Annotated in this window: 19 protein-coding genes and 1 tRNA gene; 10 read left to right on the top strand and 10 right to left on the bottom strand. The window is 65.1% G+C overall.

Going from position 1 to position 15,492, the window contains the following annotated elements; genetic code table 11:
• Positions 1 to 837, top strand: a complete 837-nt coding sequence (locus tag C486_RS06815; RefSeq protein WP_008454511.1) for a lipoate--protein ligase family protein — start codon at positions 1 to 3, stop codon at positions 835 to 837.
• 31 nt (positions 838 to 868) lie between these two features.
• Here C486_RS06815 and C486_RS06810 read toward each other — a convergent pair whose 3' ends face one another.
• Positions 869 to 1,540, bottom strand: coding sequence for an HAD family hydrolase (locus C486_RS06810; protein ID WP_008454509.1), 672 nt, complete (start codon positions 1,538 to 1,540; stop codon positions 869 to 871).
• 214 nt (positions 1,541 to 1,754) lie between these two features.
• Here C486_RS06810 and C486_RS06800 point away from each other — a divergent pair, with 214 nt between their 5' ends.
• The gene (locus C486_RS06800) at positions 1,755 to 2,639 is read left to right on the top strand and encodes a deoxyribonuclease IV (RefSeq protein WP_008454505.1); all 885 of its coding nucleotides are present in this window, start codon (positions 1,755 to 1,757) and stop codon (positions 2,637 to 2,639) included.
• Positions 2,640 to 2,760: 121 nt separating this feature from the next.
• Positions 2,761 to 3,558 (top strand): class I SAM-dependent methyltransferase, encoded by a 798-nt coding sequence (locus C486_RS06795; protein WP_008454504.1) that lies wholly within the window; start codon positions 2,761 to 2,763, stop codon positions 3,556 to 3,558.
• A gap of 48 nt (positions 3,559 to 3,606) precedes the next feature.
• Here C486_RS06795 and C486_RS06790 read toward each other — a convergent pair whose 3' ends face one another.
• The 4 genes from C486_RS06790 to C486_RS06775 are packed head-to-tail and all read right to left on the bottom strand — an operon-like array spanning position 3,607 to position 6,096.
• Positions 3,607 to 4,053, bottom strand: coding sequence for a hypothetical protein (locus tag C486_RS06790; protein ID WP_008454502.1), 447 nt, complete (start codon positions 4,051 to 4,053; stop codon positions 3,607 to 3,609).
• Positions 4,050 to 4,874 carry a hypothetical protein gene (locus C486_RS06785; protein ID WP_008454500.1) on the bottom strand — a complete coding sequence of 275 codons (825 nt, stop codon included), beginning with the start codon at positions 4,872 to 4,874 and terminating at the stop codon, positions 4,050 to 4,052. The genes C486_RS06790 and C486_RS06785 overlap by 4 nt, the downstream gene beginning before the upstream one ends.
• A gap of 37 nt (positions 4,875 to 4,911) precedes the next feature.
• A complete protein-coding gene (locus C486_RS06780) occupies positions 4,912 to 5,478 on the bottom strand; it encodes a DUF6114 domain-containing protein (RefSeq protein ID WP_008454498.1) in 567 nt (188 codons plus the stop codon).
• Positions 5,479 to 5,484: 6 nt separating this feature from the next.
• Positions 5,485 to 6,096, bottom strand: coding sequence for a DUF6230 family protein (locus C486_RS06775; protein WP_008454496.1), 612 nt, complete (start codon positions 6,094 to 6,096; stop codon positions 5,485 to 5,487).
• Between the two features lie 559 nt (positions 6,097 to 6,655).
• Between C486_RS06775 and C486_RS06770 the strand changes: the two genes are divergently transcribed.
• The 3 genes from C486_RS06770 (at position 6,656) to C486_RS06760 (ending at position 9,165) form a co-directional block, all read left to right on the top strand.
• The gene (locus C486_RS06770) at positions 6,656 to 7,306 is read left to right on the top strand and encodes a helix-turn-helix domain-containing protein (protein WP_008454493.1); all 651 of its coding nucleotides are present in this window, start codon (positions 6,656 to 6,658) and stop codon (positions 7,304 to 7,306) included.
• A gap of 109 nt (positions 7,307 to 7,415) precedes the next feature.
• Positions 7,416 to 8,384: an ABC transporter ATP-binding protein gene (locus C486_RS06765; protein ID WP_008454492.1), complete on the top strand. Its 969-nt coding sequence runs from the start codon at positions 7,416 to 7,418 to the stop codon at positions 8,382 to 8,384.
• The gene (locus C486_RS06760; protein WP_008454491.1) at positions 8,377 to 9,165 is read left to right on the top strand and encodes an ABC transporter permease; all 789 of its coding nucleotides are present in this window, start codon (positions 8,377 to 8,379) and stop codon (positions 9,163 to 9,165) included. Before C486_RS06765 ends, C486_RS06760 begins: the two co-directional genes overlap by 8 nt.
• A 54-nt stretch (positions 9,166 to 9,219) precedes the next feature.
• Here C486_RS06760 and C486_RS06755 read toward each other — a convergent pair whose 3' ends face one another.
• Positions 9,220 to 9,918: a DUF7095 family protein gene (locus tag C486_RS06755; RefSeq protein ID WP_008454490.1), complete on the bottom strand. Its 699-nt coding sequence runs from the start codon at positions 9,916 to 9,918 to the stop codon at positions 9,220 to 9,222.
• Positions 9,919 to 10,095: 177 nt separating this feature from the next.
• Between C486_RS06755 and C486_RS06750 the strand changes: the two genes are divergently transcribed.
• Positions 10,096 to 10,815: an alpha/beta fold hydrolase gene (locus tag C486_RS06750; RefSeq protein ID WP_008454489.1), complete on the top strand. Its 720-nt coding sequence runs from the start codon at positions 10,096 to 10,098 to the stop codon at positions 10,813 to 10,815.
• 152 nt (positions 10,816 to 10,967) lie between these two features.
• Positions 10,968 to 11,927, top strand: coding sequence for a tRNA 2-thiolation protein NcsA (gene ncsA / locus C486_RS06745; protein WP_008454488.1), 960 nt, complete (start codon positions 10,968 to 10,970; stop codon positions 11,925 to 11,927).
• A gap of 310 nt (positions 11,928 to 12,237) precedes the next feature.
• Here ncsA and ftsZ read toward each other — a convergent pair whose 3' ends face one another.
• The 3 genes from ftsZ to C486_RS06730 form a co-directional block, all read right to left on the bottom strand.
• Entirely contained in the window at positions 12,238 to 13,425 is a 1,188-nt protein-coding gene (ftsZ, locus tag C486_RS06740; protein WP_008454487.1) for a cell division protein FtsZ, read from the bottom strand.
• A 2-nt stretch (positions 13,426 to 13,427) separates the two neighbouring features.
• Complete coding sequence (locus C486_RS06735; RefSeq protein WP_006185704.1) at positions 13,428 to 13,607, bottom strand: ribbon-helix-helix domain-containing protein; 180 nt, start codon at positions 13,605 to 13,607, stop codon at positions 13,428 to 13,430.
• Between the two features lie 195 nt (positions 13,608 to 13,802).
• Positions 13,803 to 14,417 (bottom strand): double zinc ribbon domain-containing protein, encoded by a 615-nt coding sequence (locus tag C486_RS06730; protein WP_008454486.1) that lies wholly within the window; start codon positions 14,415 to 14,417, stop codon positions 13,803 to 13,805.
• A 127-nt stretch (positions 14,418 to 14,544) separates the two neighbouring features.
• Between C486_RS06730 and C486_RS06725 the strand changes: the two genes are divergently transcribed.
• Together C486_RS06725 and C486_RS21630 are read left to right on the top strand one after the other, a co-directional pair.
• Positions 14,545 to 14,618, top strand: a tRNA-Tyr gene (locus C486_RS06725).
• A 269-nt stretch (positions 14,619 to 14,887) separates the two neighbouring features.
• Complete coding sequence (locus C486_RS21630) at positions 14,888 to 15,055, top strand: hypothetical protein (protein WP_169316573.1); 168 nt, start codon at positions 14,888 to 14,890, stop codon at positions 15,053 to 15,055.
• On the opposite strand, the gene C486_RS22775 is transcribed toward C486_RS21630, so the two are convergent.
• Positions 15,049 to 15,462 carry a hypothetical protein gene (locus C486_RS22775; protein WP_008454485.1) on the bottom strand — a complete coding sequence of 138 codons (414 nt, stop codon included), beginning with the start codon at positions 15,460 to 15,462 and terminating at the stop codon, positions 15,049 to 15,051. The genes C486_RS21630 and C486_RS22775 overlap by 7 nt on opposite strands.
• Positions 15,463 to 15,492 lie beyond the last annotated feature (30 nt).

Raw genomic sequence — 15,492 nt, 5'->3', positions numbered from 1 at the left:
ATGAGCAATCTCGCCGACCGGAAGTGGCGGCTGATCCGAGACGATTCCCGCGATGGAGCGACGCAGATGGCACTCGAGGAGATCGCAGCCCGAGCGGCTCTTGAAGACGACGTTCGAACCGTCCGGACGTACGCCTGGGAGCCGAGCACGCTTTCGCTGGGGTATCGCCAGGACGCCGACACGGTCGACTGGGAGTTCTGTGAACGGGAGGGCATCGACGTCACGCGCCGCCAGACCGGCGGCGGCGGGATCTATCACGACCGCTACGCCGACATTTCGTATACGATCGTCGCTCCTGCCGACGAGGTTCCGGGGGACCTGATGGACTGTTACGAGCTGTTCTGCGAGCCGATCCTCGAGGCCTTCGACCGGCTGGGCGTCGACGCCGCCTTCGCGTCGGCCGAGCAGGACGCCATCTACCGGCCGTCGTGCTATCTCCGGGACATCAATCCGGCCCACGACATCGTCGCGCCGGCGGCCGCGGGTGCGGACGCCGAGAAGATCAGCGGTAACGCCCAGTACCGCCAGCGCGATGTCGTTATCCAGCACGGATCGATCAGTTACGCCCTCGAGCCACGGACACACGTCGGCGTCTTCGAGGGCGATATCGAGGAGGCGACGTTTACCGATCGTGTCACGTGTATTCGCGACGAGACGGGGTGTGACCGCGACGAAGCGGTCGAGACGATCGCCGGAGCGTTGCAGGACTGGTGTGCAGCGGACGAAGCGACGTGGCGGGACGGCGAACTCGAGGCCGCGCGGGAACTCGCCGACCGGAAGTTCGGGTCCGACGCCTGGGTTCGGAATCGGGAGGTGCTCGAGGCGGACAGCCAGTAAGGGAGACCGAAACGGCCGGCCGGAGGGGACGTTAGCGCGGCCGTGATTCGTCGACGGAGTGGCCGTCCGCAATCCGGACCACGTCGCGTAACGTCTCCACGTCGTAGGTGGGAGTGACGTCGAGGTCGGCGGTACGGCAGTGGGGGCGACGGACGAACACCGAATCGATTCCCGCGCGGTCGGCTGCGATCACGTCGCTTTCGCTGTCGCCGACGTAGAGCGCCGATTTGCCGTCGAGATCGGAGAGCGCTCGCTCGATATAATGGGGGTTCGGTTTCTTCAATCGGAGGCTTTCGATCGTTTTCTCGCGGCCGTAGTAGGTCTCGAACAGCGGTTCTAGATCGAACCGATCCAAGACGAACGCGAGCGTGCTGTGATGGTTGTTGCTCACGACACCGCAGTTCTGGGAGAGCGCGGTCAGACAGTCGATGTCGTCGTAGCAGTCCCGATCGCCCGCGCGGAACGCCTGCCGTTGGGATCGGGCGTCGTGGTGTTCGCGTGCGTTCCAGAACGTCTCCGCCTCGAGATCGTAGGTCGTACAGATCTCGGCCAGGTCGGCGACGGTAACACCGGTGACGATCGCGTCGAGGTGGTGTTGCGCGACGGCATCGACGCCGACCGCCCGAAACGCAGCTCGTGTGGCAGCGGTCTGCGTTTCGTCCGCGGGTGGTGTAACGAGTATCCCGTCGTTGTCGAACAGCACCGTATCGTATGCGGTCACTTGCGGGCGCTACTCTATCCAAATAACTGATTCTTTTGGTCCGAAGAGTCCCTTTCCGTAATCGGTCGGATGGCGGCTCTCACCCGTCGTATTCCGAATTCCGATCCGGCCCACGACAGTCTCGGGATCGACTCCGATGTCGTAGCCCCTACCCAGGTCCGATATACCTATCACGAGTCGGTACTCACGGACGGCCATGAAGGTCGGCGCACACGTTTCGATCTCCGGGTCGCGCGTCTCGTCCGACGAGGAAACACCGCCGTACGACGATCTGCGTAACGCAGTTCATCGCCAACTCGCCTTCGGCGGCAACTGCGGGCAGATCTTCACCACCTCGCCGCAGGTCTGGGCCCAACCCGAGATCAGCGACGAGGCCGCCGCGGGCTTTCGCGAGGAGAGCGACGCGAACCTCGAGGGGCCGTGGGTGATCCACTCGTCCTATCTCGTGAACCTCTGTACGCCCAAGGACGACCTCCGCCGGAAGTCCAAAGAGAGTATGCAGGCGGAACTCGACGCCGCCGAGCAACTGGGCATTCCCTCCGTCAACGTCCACCTCGGGGCCCACACCGGTGCGGGCGTCGAGGGCGGCCTCGACAACGCGGCGAGCCTGATCGACGAACTCGAGGTGCCCGAAGACGTGCAGATCCTCATCGAGTCCGACGCGGGCAGCGGGACGAAACTCGGCGGCGAGTTCGCCCATCTCGGTGGGATCATCGACCGGACCGAGACCGAGATCGGCATCTGTATCGACACCGCTCACACGCTCGTCGCGGGCAACGATCTCACGACGCCCGAAGCGGTCGACGAGACGGTCGGCCGCTTCGACGACGAGGTCGGGCTGGAGCACCTGCAATACATCCACCTCAACGACTCGAAACACGATGTCGGGACTCACAAGGACGAACACGCCCACATCGGCGAGGGGTACATCGGCGAGGACGGCATGAAAGCGATCGTCAACCACCCCGAGCTGCGGGACCTGCCGTTCGCGCTCGAGACGCCGACCGAGGACGGCCGGGGCTTCGCGTGGAACATCGAGACGGTCACCGACCTCCGGCAGGCGGAGCCGATGCGACCGTAACGAGAGGCGGTGCGGCGACGCTGCCGGTTGCGACGCCCACACAGGACCGTGGGCACTGACTCGCGCCGTCTCGAGGCACGAAACCGACCAGTTTTTACTCGATTCGTTCGTACGGCCGACCGTGCGCGAGTTTTCCGAATCCTACCTCAGTCGGACCCGCGAGGGGATGTGGGCCGACTCCCGCGCGGCGCTCGAGCCGCTGGCTCTCGACGCCCACGACCGGATTCTGGACGTGGGCTGTGGGACCGGCGAGTTGAGCCGCGTCCTCGCCGCGGAGTCGTCGGGCGAGGTGGTCGGTTGCGATGCCGACCCCGACCTGCTCGCGGCCGCGGGCGAGCACGTCCCGGTCGTCGCCGGCAACGCTTTCCAACTCCCCTTTCCGGACGACGCCTTCGATCTCGTCGTCTGTCAGGCATTACTGATCAACCTGCCCGATCCCGCGGCCGCCGTGTCCGAGTTCGCGCGCGTCTCCACGGACCTCGTGGCGGCCGTCGAACCCGACAACGCCGCGGTCGAGATCGACTCGAGCGTCGACGCGGAAGGCCGCCTCGAGCGCCGCGCGCGGCGGGCCTATCTCGATGGCGTCTCGACGGATGTCGCGCTCGGGGCCGACGCTCGCGAGGCGTTCGAGGCGGCGGGTCTCGAGGTCAGCGAGACGCGTCGGTACGACCACGTCCGGACGATCGAACCGCCCTACGGCGAGCCGGCGCTGGTCGCGGCCCGTCGGAAGGCGACCGGAGCGGGCTTGGCCGACGATCGGGAGACGATGCTTTCGGGGCCGCTGACCGAGGCGGAGTACGACGACCTCCGCGGATCGTGGCGGGAGATGGGACGGACGGTCATCGAGCAGATGGAAGCCGGGGAGTATCGCCGCACGGAAGCGGTGCCGTTCTTCGTTACCGTCGGCCGACATCCCTAGTTCGGACGAGAGCGACCGCGTTTCGTCGGTCGAAGCGTGTCGATCCCGTCACCACGGCCGAAGCAGCCGGAGTCCGCTGCCGATCAGACCGCCGACAAGCCCGTCGACGGCGGTCAGCAGCGAAAAGGTGATGGCGAGCAACACGACGCTCGGGAGACCGAGTCCGGAGAGCCCGGGACTGAGCGGCCCGATCGAGGCGAACACGAACAGCGGCGGCTCGGTATACAGGCCGAAGAGGGCACCGACAAACGCCATGCAGAACCCCGCGAGGCCACCGGCGAGCGCGCTCGCAGTCACCGCGTACGCGAGCCCGGTCGCCATCCGGCCGGCGGCGTACGCGGCGATACCGCCGGCGACGATGCCGCCGCCGATCCGCGCGAAAAGCGGTACCAGAAGCGAGGAGAGGGAAACGAACGCCCCGACGGCGGCGGCTTGGAGGACGATCCCCGTGTCGACCGTCGCGAACGATGGCTGCGTCTCCTCGTGGTCGCTCATGGCTCGCGTGCCCGATCGGCACTGGGTCCGTCGCGAGTCGCTCGCTCGCGCGCCGGCGTCTCGGTGTCGTCGGTGTCTGAGGGGACCGTGGGTGCCGTCCGGTCACTGTCGGGATCCGCGCGCTTGTCCTCGGAGTCGTGCGACGGAGAGTCGCCACCCGAGTCACCCGGGGACCCGTCGCGTTCGGTCTCTCGAGGGTCGCCGTCGCTTTCGTCGTCCTGTCGATCGGTCTCCCCGGGCCGACGATCCGTTTCGTTACCCTGATCGTTAGTCTCGTTCCCTCGGTGATCAGTCTCGTTCCCTCGGTGATCGGTCTCGTTACTTCGGTTGTCACCGTTACCGCCCTGGCCGTTGCTTTCGTGCGGTGGGTCGAACGGGGCAGGTGCGGGGATGTCGCTTTGCGGGCCAACTTCGACGCCATACCCGGTGACGGCGAGGTTCTGCAACTCGACCGAGCGGACATCGACAACGACGTCAGTGCGCTGCGCCGTGAAACACTCCTCGGCCGCCGCGAGGTCGTTGAGCGTCGCGTTTCGCCGATCGGTTCGTAACACGATGGCTCCCGCTGAGGACCGCGTCTCTCCGAGGTCGACGCGTCTGGTTTCGTCGAGGTAGATCGTGACGTTCTCGCCCCCGCTTCGGACGACGACGCGGTTGGTATCCGACGTGAGTTGCTGAACGCAGACGGTCGCCCCATCGATCCCGTCGAGGTCGACTGTGAGGTCTCGCTCGTCGGTCTGGCCGGTAACGTGGGTCGATCCGACCACGGCCCCACCAAGAGCAACCGCCAACACGACGGCGAGCGTACCGGTCCGAATCATGCGTTGGGACGGTCCGTCGGTCGCGTTCTTCCTGGCGTCACTCGTCGGTCCCCCGCCGCTTGATGCGCTCGAGGCCCGCGCGACAGCCCAGGACGACCGTGCCGACGAGGCGAGCGAACCCCGCGTTGATCCGGGCCGCCGCTTTGTCGATCACGCTCGGCTCGGCGACGGCCTCGTCGACGGCGTCGCCGCTTGGCTTCCAGGCGATACAGAGGTTCCCGCCGATGATGCCGAGCAGCATGCCGACCAGCAACCCGCCGAGCGATCCGAACAGCGAGAAGATCGACAGGATGATCCCGACGACGCCGGCTCCGTGGGCTCGAGCGGGCCTCGACAGCGCGTACAGTCCCGACAGAACGACGAACACGCCGAAGAGAGCACCGATCGCGAGAAAGCCCGCCATCTCTCCGCCGATGAAGGCGATATCCGGCAGGATTCGCATCGGGACCCACGTGATGAGGAGGCCGGCCAGACACAGCAGGCTGCCACCGAGGAACGGGCGGCCCCTCCGCCAGGCGGTGAACCGACTCCATCGGGTCCCGATCCACCGACGGACCCGTGCGGGAAGCGTCTCGGACTCGTTCTGGCCGCTTTCGGACGACATGGACGATCACCCGTCGGGGTGGAACTCCACGTCGACGTTGAGACCGGGGAGTGTGATCTCGTTGGAGGCGAGGTACACCGCATCCATCTCGACGTCTTTCTGCACCATCCCGGGACTGCCGCCGGAGATGTCCGTGAGGTAGCCGTCCTCGGGATCGGCGTTCTCGCCGGCCGTCTGCTGGAACTGTTTTTCCGGATTGTCGCTCGCTTGAGCGTTGACGACCTGTCCGTTGAACGTCGCCTCCTCGGCTTGCAAGTCGGTGAGTTTGATGTACTGCTCGTCGGCCTTGACCGTCTCGTCGGCGGCGAACGAGATCTCCATCGAGCCATCGATCATGGGAATGGACTTCTCCCCGCTCAGGACCATGCCGTCGATCTCGACGCCGCGCTGTTCGACGACGGCAACTGGCGTCGTCCCCTCGGTGTTCTCCCCGACGCTGGGATAGAGGAGGAACTCGTCCGACCTGATCTCGTCGGCCGTAACGGTAAAGCCGCCACCCTCGGCAGTGGCCATCGCCGTCGCGTAGGCCGTCCCCGAGGAGAGGACGACGAGACCGACTATGGCGACGACCAGAAACGAGGCGCAGGTCCCGACCGCGAGTCGCTTTCGGCGATACATACTAGACCCACCCCCGAACGATCGATTCGGCCGCTTTCGTCCTATTCGCCGATCTCACGCCGTGTCCGCTTTGATATTGCGGTGTCATTTCGAACGTCACAGGTGCACACCCAACACGGCCTCGGATCATTTTTCCTCCTTGTATACGGGGGCATTTATAACCGATCGAGCGGAAATATTACGGGGGTAATCAATGGGTGCCGATCGGGAAGCCACGACAGTCGCTCGAGGGGAACTGAACGGGGTCCGCCTCACCCGATATAAAAGGTCGTGGAAACGCGGGGGAACGCCTATCGGGAAGAACCGCTCGTGTCAGAGCATGCGAACGAAGCGGACTGGAACCGACGGGAGTATCGTCTGCTGTACCGCGTTCGTCCCGACTCCACGGGACCCTCGCAGCGGCGGCAACGGCCACAGTGACACCAGTGACGGCTGCGACGTCGGCGCGGCGGCGGGTGCTCGACGGCTACGTCGGCGATCGAGGCCGTAAGTTACGGTTGGCCGAATATATGTTGAACGATACTGAAAAATACGTGTACGATGTCGTGACTGTCGGACGATGAGATACGCGAAATGCGTTATTATCCCCGACGACGAGGGACTGCACCCGCTCGATCGGCGGATCGCGGACCACCCCGATGTGACGCGTGAACTCCTCTATAACGTCAACCTCCTTGCCGACGAGACGATCGTCGCGCTCTACCGGTTCTCGGGGAAACGAACCGTTCTCGAGTCGATCCTGTCGGAGTCGCCGATGGTCAACCAGTACCAACTCTCGAGCGCCGACGGCGAACACCACGCCTACATCCACCTCGAGGCCCACGACCGACTCGTCGGGCTGTTGAGCATGCTCAGACAGTTCGAATTCATCTACGATACCCCCCTCGAATTCACCCGCCGTGGCGGCCTGCGGGTCACGATGATTGGCGACGTGAAGAGCTTTCAGGCGGCCGTTCCGGACGTGCCCGACGGGATCAGGCTCAAACTTCTCAAGACGGGGCGGTACGAACCGAACACGGATCGGCTGTTCTCCCAGCTCACCGCCCGTCAACAGGAGATCCTCCGGACCGCCGTCGATATGGGGTACTACGACGTTCCGCGAGCGGTGACCCACGACGACATCGGCGAGGAGCTGGGCTGTACCGGGGGGACGGTTGGCGGCCACCTGCGAAAGATCGAGTCGACGATCCTGACCCAGATCGTCCCGTAACGGGTCCCAGTCGACACGAACGGGGATTCCGACCGCGTCCAACCCGGTTCTGGCGGCGGACGGTGGATCGACGCCCGGTTACATACGGCCGGCCGTCGACGGGGTCGGTATGGCAGCGATCGAACTCGAGGGGCTCACGAAGGATTACGGCGAGGTGCGCGCCAACGACGGCGTCACGTTCGCCGTCGAGCGCGGCGAGGTCTTCGGCTACCTCGGCCCGAACGGCGCGGGGAAGACGACGACGATCCGGACGGTACTCGGACTGCTCTCCCCGACCGCCGGAACGGTCCGGCTGCTCGGTCGGGACGTGACCGACGAGGCGCAACTCCTCGAGGCCAAACGCCGACTCGGCTACCTCCCCGACGATCCGGCGTTCGACGAGACGGCGACCGGTCGCGAGATCCTCGACCTGCACGCATCGCTCAAGGGCGACGAGCGCAGCGCGGAGGTGCTCGAGCTGTTCGACCCACCGCTCGACCGCGAAATCAGGGAGTATTCGCGGGGCAACGTACAGAAACTGGGACTGGTGACGACGTTCATGCACGATCCCGAGCTGGTGATCTTGGACGAGCCGACAAGCGGGCTCGATCCCCTGCTCCAACAGCGGTTCAACGAGTTCGTCCGAGCCGAACGGGAGGTGGGACTGACGGTGTTTTTCTCCTCGCACATCCTGAGCGAGGTCCGCAAACTGTGTGACCGCGTCGGGATCATTCGTGACGGACGGTTGGTCACGGTCGACCCCGTCGAATCGCTGTTGGACAGGAGCGGCAAGTTCGTCAGACTCCACGCCGACGAGCCGATCCCGATTCGCTCGCTCGAGGTCGACGGCGTTCACGGGCTCGAGTCCAACGACGGAGCTGGCCCGAGCGACGGGACCGAATACGCATTTACGTTCACCGGCGACATCAACGCCCTGCTCGCGGCCATCCGGGAGTACCGGCTGGTCGACCTCTCGATCGAGGAAGCGCCGCTCGAAGAGGTTTTCATGCGGTTTTACGGCAGTGATGCGGCCGATGCACCCCCCGCGACCGAGCAGGCGGCGGCCGGGACTGACCGGGGTGGGAGCGGCGATGTTTGAACTGACACGGTACGACGGCCGACGCCGCGTTCGCGGGAGTATCGCCCTCTCGGTCGGACTGTCCGCGCTCGCCGCGATGGTCATCTGGGTCTACCCGTCGTTCGAGGCCGAAGTCGACCTCGACCAGTTGCTTGCCGCCTATCCCGACCCGATCCTGCAGGTGATGGGCGTCCAAACGATGACGAGTCTCGGCGGATTCCTCTCGTTCGAGCTGTACACATTCGGGTGGGTCATCATGCTCGGCCTGTATCTGGCCTACAGTACGGCGGGCACGATCGCCGACGATGTCGATCGTGGTCGGATGGACGTCCTGCTTTCGATGCCGCTCTCCCGGCGGCGGCTGGTCGCCGAGCGGTTCGCCGCGATGGCGGTGCCGATCGTCGGTGCGAACCTCCTGCCGCCGGTCGTCGTCTTCATCGGTGCGCGACTGATCGACCACCCCCTCGCCGCCACGGACGTGCTCGCGGTCCACTTGCTGTCGATCCCGTATCTGTTCGCCTGCGCCGGGATCGGCCTGCTCGCGTCGGTGGTCTTCGATCGCGCGGCGATCGCTCAGCGGGTCGCGCTCGGGGTCACGTTCGCGCTCTTCCTGTCCGAATCGCTGCTCACCGGCACCGACGCCGAGACGGTCGGTTCGATCGCACCGATGCGCTACTACGACCCGAACGCGGTGTTGCTCGAGGGACACTACGATCTCGTCGGGGCGGGGATGCTCGTTGCGATGACGCTTGCCTTCCTCGTTGCGAGCCAACTGTGGTTCGGCCGGACTGATATCCACTGAGAGTCGCACGATGGCGGCGTGGATGCGGATCGACCATCGACGCCAACGGTTACGTTAGACGACATCGCCCCGAACCGTCACGCCGTCTTGCCGGTCGCGCCAGGCGTGGAGTTCGCGGGCCGCCGTCTCGGCTTCGTCGTCGTCCAGCCCGAGCATCTCGAGGGCCGCCGACAGCGTCGGCAGCGCCAGGTCGCCCGCTCGGAGCTTCCGAAACGCCTCGTCGCTTCTGGTCCCCTCGGCCCAGAGACAGACCCCGCGCGGATCGAGCAACTGGGTGTAGTCCTCGCGCAGTTGTGCACCCCGCAGCCGCTGTGTGACGTTGTCCTCGAACGACGAGTTACAGACCTCGAGATGGACGGGTTCGTCGTCCGCAAGGAGGTGCGCGGCGAGACACCGTTCGGGCGCGGCGTGGCCGTTCGCATTGGCCCGGAGCGAGTCGGGAAACTCGGCCGCCCAGTCCGCCCGCACGGACTTCCCGACGCCCTCGATGCCGTGAGACTCGCGGAACCGGGCATTCGGGTCCCGTTCGTCCGACTCATCCCCATCGGCGCTCGCGGCGGTCGGCTCGCTGTCGTCGCGCAGCAGGACATCCTTGGCCACGTAAACGTCCAGGCGCTCGACCGGATCGAGACCGAGCGCAACGTCGCCGACGGCCCACACTTCGCGGACCGGGACCGGCATCCGCTCGTTCGCGACGGTATCGACGATCTCCGCGAGGCGATCGACCGCGTCACTGCGGTCAAATCCTGTCATTGGGTTCCCTTGGGCGTCGACGCGCAAAGCCGTTTCTCAGTGCCGATCGCGACACCCGTCAGCGGTTCCGCGGCCTCGTGCCCGGCAGTCGCGGCCGCACTGCCACGACACTGCGACCGTCTCGAGCACCGCAGTGAGAGATCAGGTTTTTTATCGGTTCCCGGTGAACGGAATCCTATGCGACACCGGATCTTCAACGCGGACGGCGACGAGGATCTCGTCTTCGTCATGGGCTGGGGCAACCGCTGGACCCACGAGAACGTCAGCTGGCTCATCGGGCAGTTGACCGACGCCGGCTACCGCGTGCACGCGTTCGAACTCCCCACGAATATCGACGATTTCAAAGCCGACTGGCTCGAGCCCATCGCCGAGTACGTCCGCGACCTCGGGGCATACCAGCTGCTGGGCCACAGCGCGGGGGCGCTCATCGCACAGGCCTTAGACGGCGCGGACAACCACGTCTACCTGAGTCCGTGGTGGGGGTACGGCGAGAACTTCCCGGAGCCGCTGCTGGATGCGGTGTCGACCCTCCCGACGACCTTCCCGTGTCTCCCGATCGGCGACCTCGACGAGGACGCGCTGGGTGAACGGACGACGGACCACCAGATCGAGACGACGCCGTCGTGGGTCTCGCCGGCGTTCGTCCGTGAGACCCGTCGCGCACAGGACGAACTCCTGACCATCGACCACGACGCGGTCGTCTTCTGTTCGCTGCGCGATCCCGTCGTCAGCCTCCGGCCGATCGGCGAGCGAGTGCCCGCCGAACACGTCGTCCTCTACAACGGCGGCCACGAACTGTTCTCCTCGGCCGCCCGCGACCACTACGTCGACCGCCTGCTCGCCGCCCTCGAGAACGGCTCCGCCGCCGTCGAGGAGCGGGAACCGGCTCCTGCCTGAAGCCACTCGGGTCCGTCCGACGCCGGCCTCCCTCGGCGCACGCTGACTGCGGCCAACCGCACCGCATACCCTGTCGGACCCCATCGGGAGCGGCCGTCGGTCGTCTCGGCCAGACGAAACCGTGATTGGCGGCGACCGACAACGGACCGCTAATGGACTGTAACCGCTGTGACGAGGAGGCGGTCATGCACGCCGCCTACTCCGGGGCACACCTCTGTGCGGATCACTTCCGCGAGTCGGTCGAAAAGCGGGTGCGCCGTCGAGTCCGCAGGGATGATCTCGTTCCTCACTACGCGACGCCCGAGACCCCCCAAACCTGGGTGATCGGCCTCTCGGGTGGCAAGGACAGCGTCGTCCTCACGCGGATCCTCCACGACACGTTCGCAGAGGACCCCCGAATCGAACTCGTCGGGCTGACGATTCACGAGGGGATCGAAGGCTACCGCGACAAGTCCGTCGAGGCGTGTGTGGAACTCTGCGAGGACCTCGAGATCCGCCACGAACTCGTCAGCTACGAGGATGAGTTCGGCGTCCGGATGGACGACGTCGTCGAGGACGACCCCGAGAACATGGCCGCCTGTGCCTACTGCGGGGTCTTCCGGCGGGACCTGCTCTCGAAATACGCCGAGGAGCTCGAGGCCGATCTCCTTCTCACCGGCCACAATCTCGACGACGAGGCACAGACCGCACTGATGAACGTCCTCGAGGGCGATGTCGAACAGATGGCGAAACACTTCGACGCCAGCCTCGGCCCCCTCTCCGAGCGCGAGGAGCAAGACGAGTTCGTCCCGCGGGCGAAACCGCTGCGGGACGTCCCCGAAAAGGAAGTCGCCCTCTACGCCCACGTCAACGATTTGCCCGCCCACATCACCGAATGTCCCCACGCGAGCGAGGCGTACCGCGGCGAGATCCAGCAACTCCTCTATGACTTGGAGGAGAACCATCCCGGCACTCGCCACTCGATCCTCTCGGGATACGAGGAACTCGCGACGATCGCCGCCGAAAAGTACGCCGGCGACGACGGGGCCGAGCTGCAGGACTGCGCCGAGTGCGGGTCGACGACCACGCGAGACGTGTGCCGGAAGTGCTCGCTGCTCGAGGCCCTGGTCTGACGGGACGCCCGTTCTCCCCTCCGTTGGGTGATACTCTCGAGTCCGGACCCGGTCATCCCACAGTCGTGGTCGGTCGGGTCCCCCGACGTATCGGTACTCTTGCCCGTATACGGCCGTAAACGGCCGGTTCGACGAACGAACCGTCGAGCAGCCGGACATGACACGTTCTCGGTATCGGTGGCCCGGCGCGGATTCCGAGTCGAGGGTCGCCACTGCCGCGTCGTGTGTCGAAAAAACGCGATCGCGAACTCGAGGGACGACCGGCACGACGGTGGTGTGTCAGCCGTGCGGTCGTGCCGGTCCGTCGCGACTACCGGATCACGTCGACGCCGTTCTGTCGCTCGACCTCGTTGCGGCCGCCGTCGCTCTGTGCACCGAACTCGGGGCTGCCGGTCTCGACGTTTTTGCTCGCGTCGAAGTCGGCCTCGGTCACCCCCTCGATGCTCTGGCGGGACTTGTCGGCCTGCTTCTGGGTCGTTGGACCGAGCACCTGCGCGCTCTGCACGCCGGTCATGATCGCCATGACCCGCACCTTGCCCTTGTACGACTCCTGGATGCGCGCGCCCCAGATGACGTTCGCCGAGGCCTCGAGGCGCTCGGTGATGTTATCGGCGATACCCTCGGCCTCTTTCAGCGTGAGGTCGGGGCCGCCGGTGATGTGGACGAGACCACCCGACGCGCCGCGGTAGTCGACGTCGAGCAGCGGGTGGTTCATCGCGTCCTTGACGACTTCGTCGGTCTTGTTCTTGTCCTGGGTCTCGCCGACGAGCATCACCGCGACGCCGCCCTGATTCATGATCGTGGACATGTCGGCGTAGTCCAGATTGATCAGGGACGGCTGTGTGATCGTCTCCGAGATGCCCTTGACCGTCTCGGCGATGATCTGGTCCATCACCGAGAACGCTTTCCCGATCGGCAGGTTCGGGACGTAATCGAGCAGTCGGTTGTTGTCCAGTACGATGATCGAGTCGGCCTGATCGCGCAACTTCTCTAAGCCTTCCTCGGCTTTGACCGTGCGGGCGCGCTCGACGTTGAACGGCGTCGAGACCATCCCGACGACGATCGCACCCTGCTCTTTGGCGATTTTCGAGACAACGGGGGCGGCACCCGTGCCGGTCCCGCCGCCCATCCCCGCGGTCACGAAGACGAGATCCGCATCGCCCAGCACTTCCTTGATCGTTCCCTGGGCCATCTCGGTCGCGCGTTCGCCCATCGACGGGTCGCCGCCGGCTCCGAGCCCGTTCGTGAGCGATTTGCCGACGAGGATCTTCGTGTCGGCCTCGATCATCTTGAGGTGCTGTTTGTCCGTGTTGATCGCCACGGTGTCAGCACCGTCGACGCCGATGTTGTACAACCGGTTGATGGTGTTGTTACCGGCACCGCCACAGCCGACGATGACGATTCGTGGCTCCCCGAACTCGTCGTCGTCCATCGGGGCGTCCATCTCCCGGGCCTCTTCCTCCGCGTTCTCTAAGGCATCCTGAACGATATCCTGCATCGTTACACCTTGGCCCAGTTGCGTTTACCGGACTGTTCGCTTGGTCCGTCCTGTTGCTCGTTGATCATCTCACGGACGGCCGACCGGATCGCCTCGCTCCGGTTCGGGAACTCGCCCGAGTCGACCAGTTGCTCTACTTCCTCGATCTGCTGTTTCGGGATTCGCAGTGTCACACGCTCCATGGTTGTATTCCCCGTTGGGTAAGACGGTGGCGCGCCCCTGTCAGACGCGGCGTGTCTTACGGCGGAACTGCCCGACATCGGGCGGTTTTCCGTCTTTTCGACGGGTGTAAGACAATCCGTCTTACGCGAATAATTGGAAGTTCGGCCGGAATAATAAAACTTTCGCCGAGTCTGACTTTCCGTGTCTTACACCGGTCAGTACTGGTGACTGTCGGACTCGAGGACATCCGCCGCCGGCGTCCGACGACCACACCCAGGACAAAACGACCAGTCCGAACGGACCTCGTCGCCGCAGTCACAGAACAACCGTCGGGAGGCCTTTTCGCCGCAGTTGGGGCAGTATACATGGTCCTCCTCGAGGTGGTCGCCACACTGGTTACACTGGATGTCACCGTCACCGGGCGGCGTGTCCGACGGCTCGTGAGTCCGTGCCGGGTCCCCGTCGTCGGCCGGCTGAGTTATTAGCGTCTCACGCGTGCGCCCGAGATCGACGCGTTCGTCGGACCGCGGTTCCCCTTCGAGCGAGACGGTGACGGTAACGGCGTGTGGATCCGTCGACGGTGGTCGCGCGTCCACACGTTCGAGTCCGAATTCACGCAATCGCGTCTCGAGTCGTTCGTCGACCCGGTTCCGAACCAGTTCGTCGATCGCGCCCTCCGAATCGCAGTTCCGGTCCCCACCGCTCCGCGCCGACCCGTCGGACTCGAGATACGAGCGCAGCGCCTCCCGCATCGCTTCGCTCTTGGAGCGGTCCAACTCCTCGAGTTGCTCGACGAGATCGTCGTCGGCACGGAACGTGATCTTGCTCATTGGCGAGTTGCTCCCGTGTTATCACGCCTGCTATATCAATCATGCTGCCGATCACGATCGCTGACAGGTTTCCCTCGTCTCGAATAATAACCCTTATGTGTACCACGGCGGCTACGTTTGAGTGCGCCCGCCCTTAGCTCAGACTGGTAGAGCAGTCGACTGTAGATCGACTTGCCCCCCGTTCAAATCGGGGAGGGCGGACTTCCTTCCTCGTCGATTCGTGGCAGACACCGAAGAGCCCGCCGTCTTGCGATTTCACCCTGTTTGAGACGGCCGAAAATTTGGAGTGGAACTTGTTTCAAAACACGGCCCCGCGCCGTCTGGCGAATCCCATAGCAGAGAGTGGGACGTGTGAGCCGGCATTGTCCGCACTGCGGTGGCCGTATGACAACTGAGACCTCTCCCGGCGGCCTCCCCCGTCGCGTCTGTGAGAACGGGCCACATGACCTACCGGAGGTGTTCCACGGCCCATGAGCGCGTTCCCAGAACCTACTGATGGGGAGTCCATCGACTTCCTCGAGCTGATCGACGTGAAGACGACCGACGGCAGCCCCGACGACGAGGTGGTCCGTGTACTCGTCGCGGAAACTGTCGGCCGCCGCTTTCGAGCCGAACTCGATCCGTTCGGTCATCAGTAGGCCCCGGTGATGTAGCGGGCGAATCGACAGTTCTTGAGCGTCCGCGAGTGGCCGTCGTAGCCGCCGATCGGCTCACGCTTGTCGAGTGGTGAGCGCTCGAGGACATCCTCGAGGTCGGGGGTGACGTGCCAGGATTNGTGGCCGTCGTAGCCGCCGATCGGCTCACGCTTGTCGAGTGGTGAGCGCTCGAGGACATCCTCGAGGTCGGGGGTGACGTGCCAGGATTGCTGGCCGGCTGGCGTGTCGACCCAGACGACCGGCCAGTCGTCGTGGCGATACCAGCCCGTGGTGTCCGGTCCCCAGGTGAGTCGCATCGCCTTCGCGAAGGCGATCGCGAGGAGATTTCGATCGTGGTAGATCTCGTCGGGAAGCTTCTCGTCAGTCGGTGGCGGGTTGTCTGCTCCCATGCTCAGATGGGACGCTCGAGCGAGTGATAG

The sequence above is a fragment of the Natrinema gari JCM 14663 genome (assembly GCF_000337175.1).
In the GTDB taxonomy this organism is placed as follows: Archaea; Halobacteriota; Halobacteria; order Halobacteriales; family Natrialbaceae; genus Natrinema; species Natrinema gari.
This window is presented reverse-complemented; position numbering and strand designations above follow the sequence as displayed.

Coding starts and splice junctions, on each gene's coding strand:
- C486_RS06780 (WP_008454498.1), bottom strand. CDS start 5,478: ATGTCGTCCGAAAGCGGCCAGAACGAGTCCGAGACGCTTCCCGCACGG.
- C486_RS06775 (WP_008454496.1), bottom strand. CDS start 6,096: ATGTATCGCCGAAAGCGACTCGCGGTCGGGACCTGCGCCTCGTTTCTG.
- C486_RS06730 (WP_008454486.1), bottom strand. CDS start 14,417: ATGAGCAAGATCACGTTCCGTGCCGACGACGATCTCGTCGAGCAACTC.
- C486_RS06790 (WP_008454502.1), bottom strand. CDS start 4,053: ATGAGCGACCACGAGGAGACGCAGCCATCGTTCGCGACGGTCGACACG.
- C486_RS06815 (WP_008454511.1), top strand. CDS start 1: ATGAGCAATCTCGCCGACCGGAAGTGGCGGCTGATCCGAGACGATTCC.
- C486_RS06800 (WP_008454505.1), top strand. CDS start 1,755: ATGAAGGTCGGCGCACACGTTTCGATCTCCGGGTCGCGCGTCTCGTCC.
- C486_RS21630 (WP_169316573.1), top strand. CDS start 14,888: ATGAGCGCGTTCCCAGAACCTACTGATGGGGAGTCCATCGACTTCCTC.
- ncsA (WP_008454488.1), top strand. CDS start 10,968: ATGGACTGTAACCGCTGTGACGAGGAGGCGGTCATGCACGCCGCCTAC.
- C486_RS06760 (WP_008454491.1), top strand. CDS start 8,377: ATGTTTGAACTGACACGGTACGACGGCCGACGCCGCGTTCGCGGGAGT.
- C486_RS06785 (WP_008454500.1), bottom strand. CDS start 4,874: ATGATTCGGACCGGTACGCTCGCCGTCGTGTTGGCGGTTGCTCTTGGT.
- C486_RS06770 (WP_008454493.1), top strand. CDS start 6,656: ATGAGATACGCGAAATGCGTTATTATCCCCGACGACGAGGGACTGCAC.
- C486_RS06750 (WP_008454489.1), top strand. CDS start 10,096: ATGCGACACCGGATCTTCAACGCGGACGGCGACGAGGATCTCGTCTTC.
- C486_RS06755 (WP_008454490.1), bottom strand. CDS start 9,918: ATGACAGGATTTGACCGCAGTGACGCGGTCGATCGCCTCGCGGAGATC.
- C486_RS06735 (WP_006185704.1), bottom strand. CDS start 13,607: ATGGAGCGTGTGACACTGCGAATCCCGAAACAGCAGATCGAGGAAGTA.
- ftsZ (WP_008454487.1), bottom strand. CDS start 13,425: ATGCAGGATATCGTTCAGGATGCCTTAGAGAACGCGGAGGAAGAGGCC.
- C486_RS06765 (WP_008454492.1), top strand. CDS start 7,416: ATGGCAGCGATCGAACTCGAGGGGCTCACGAAGGATTACGGCGAGGTG.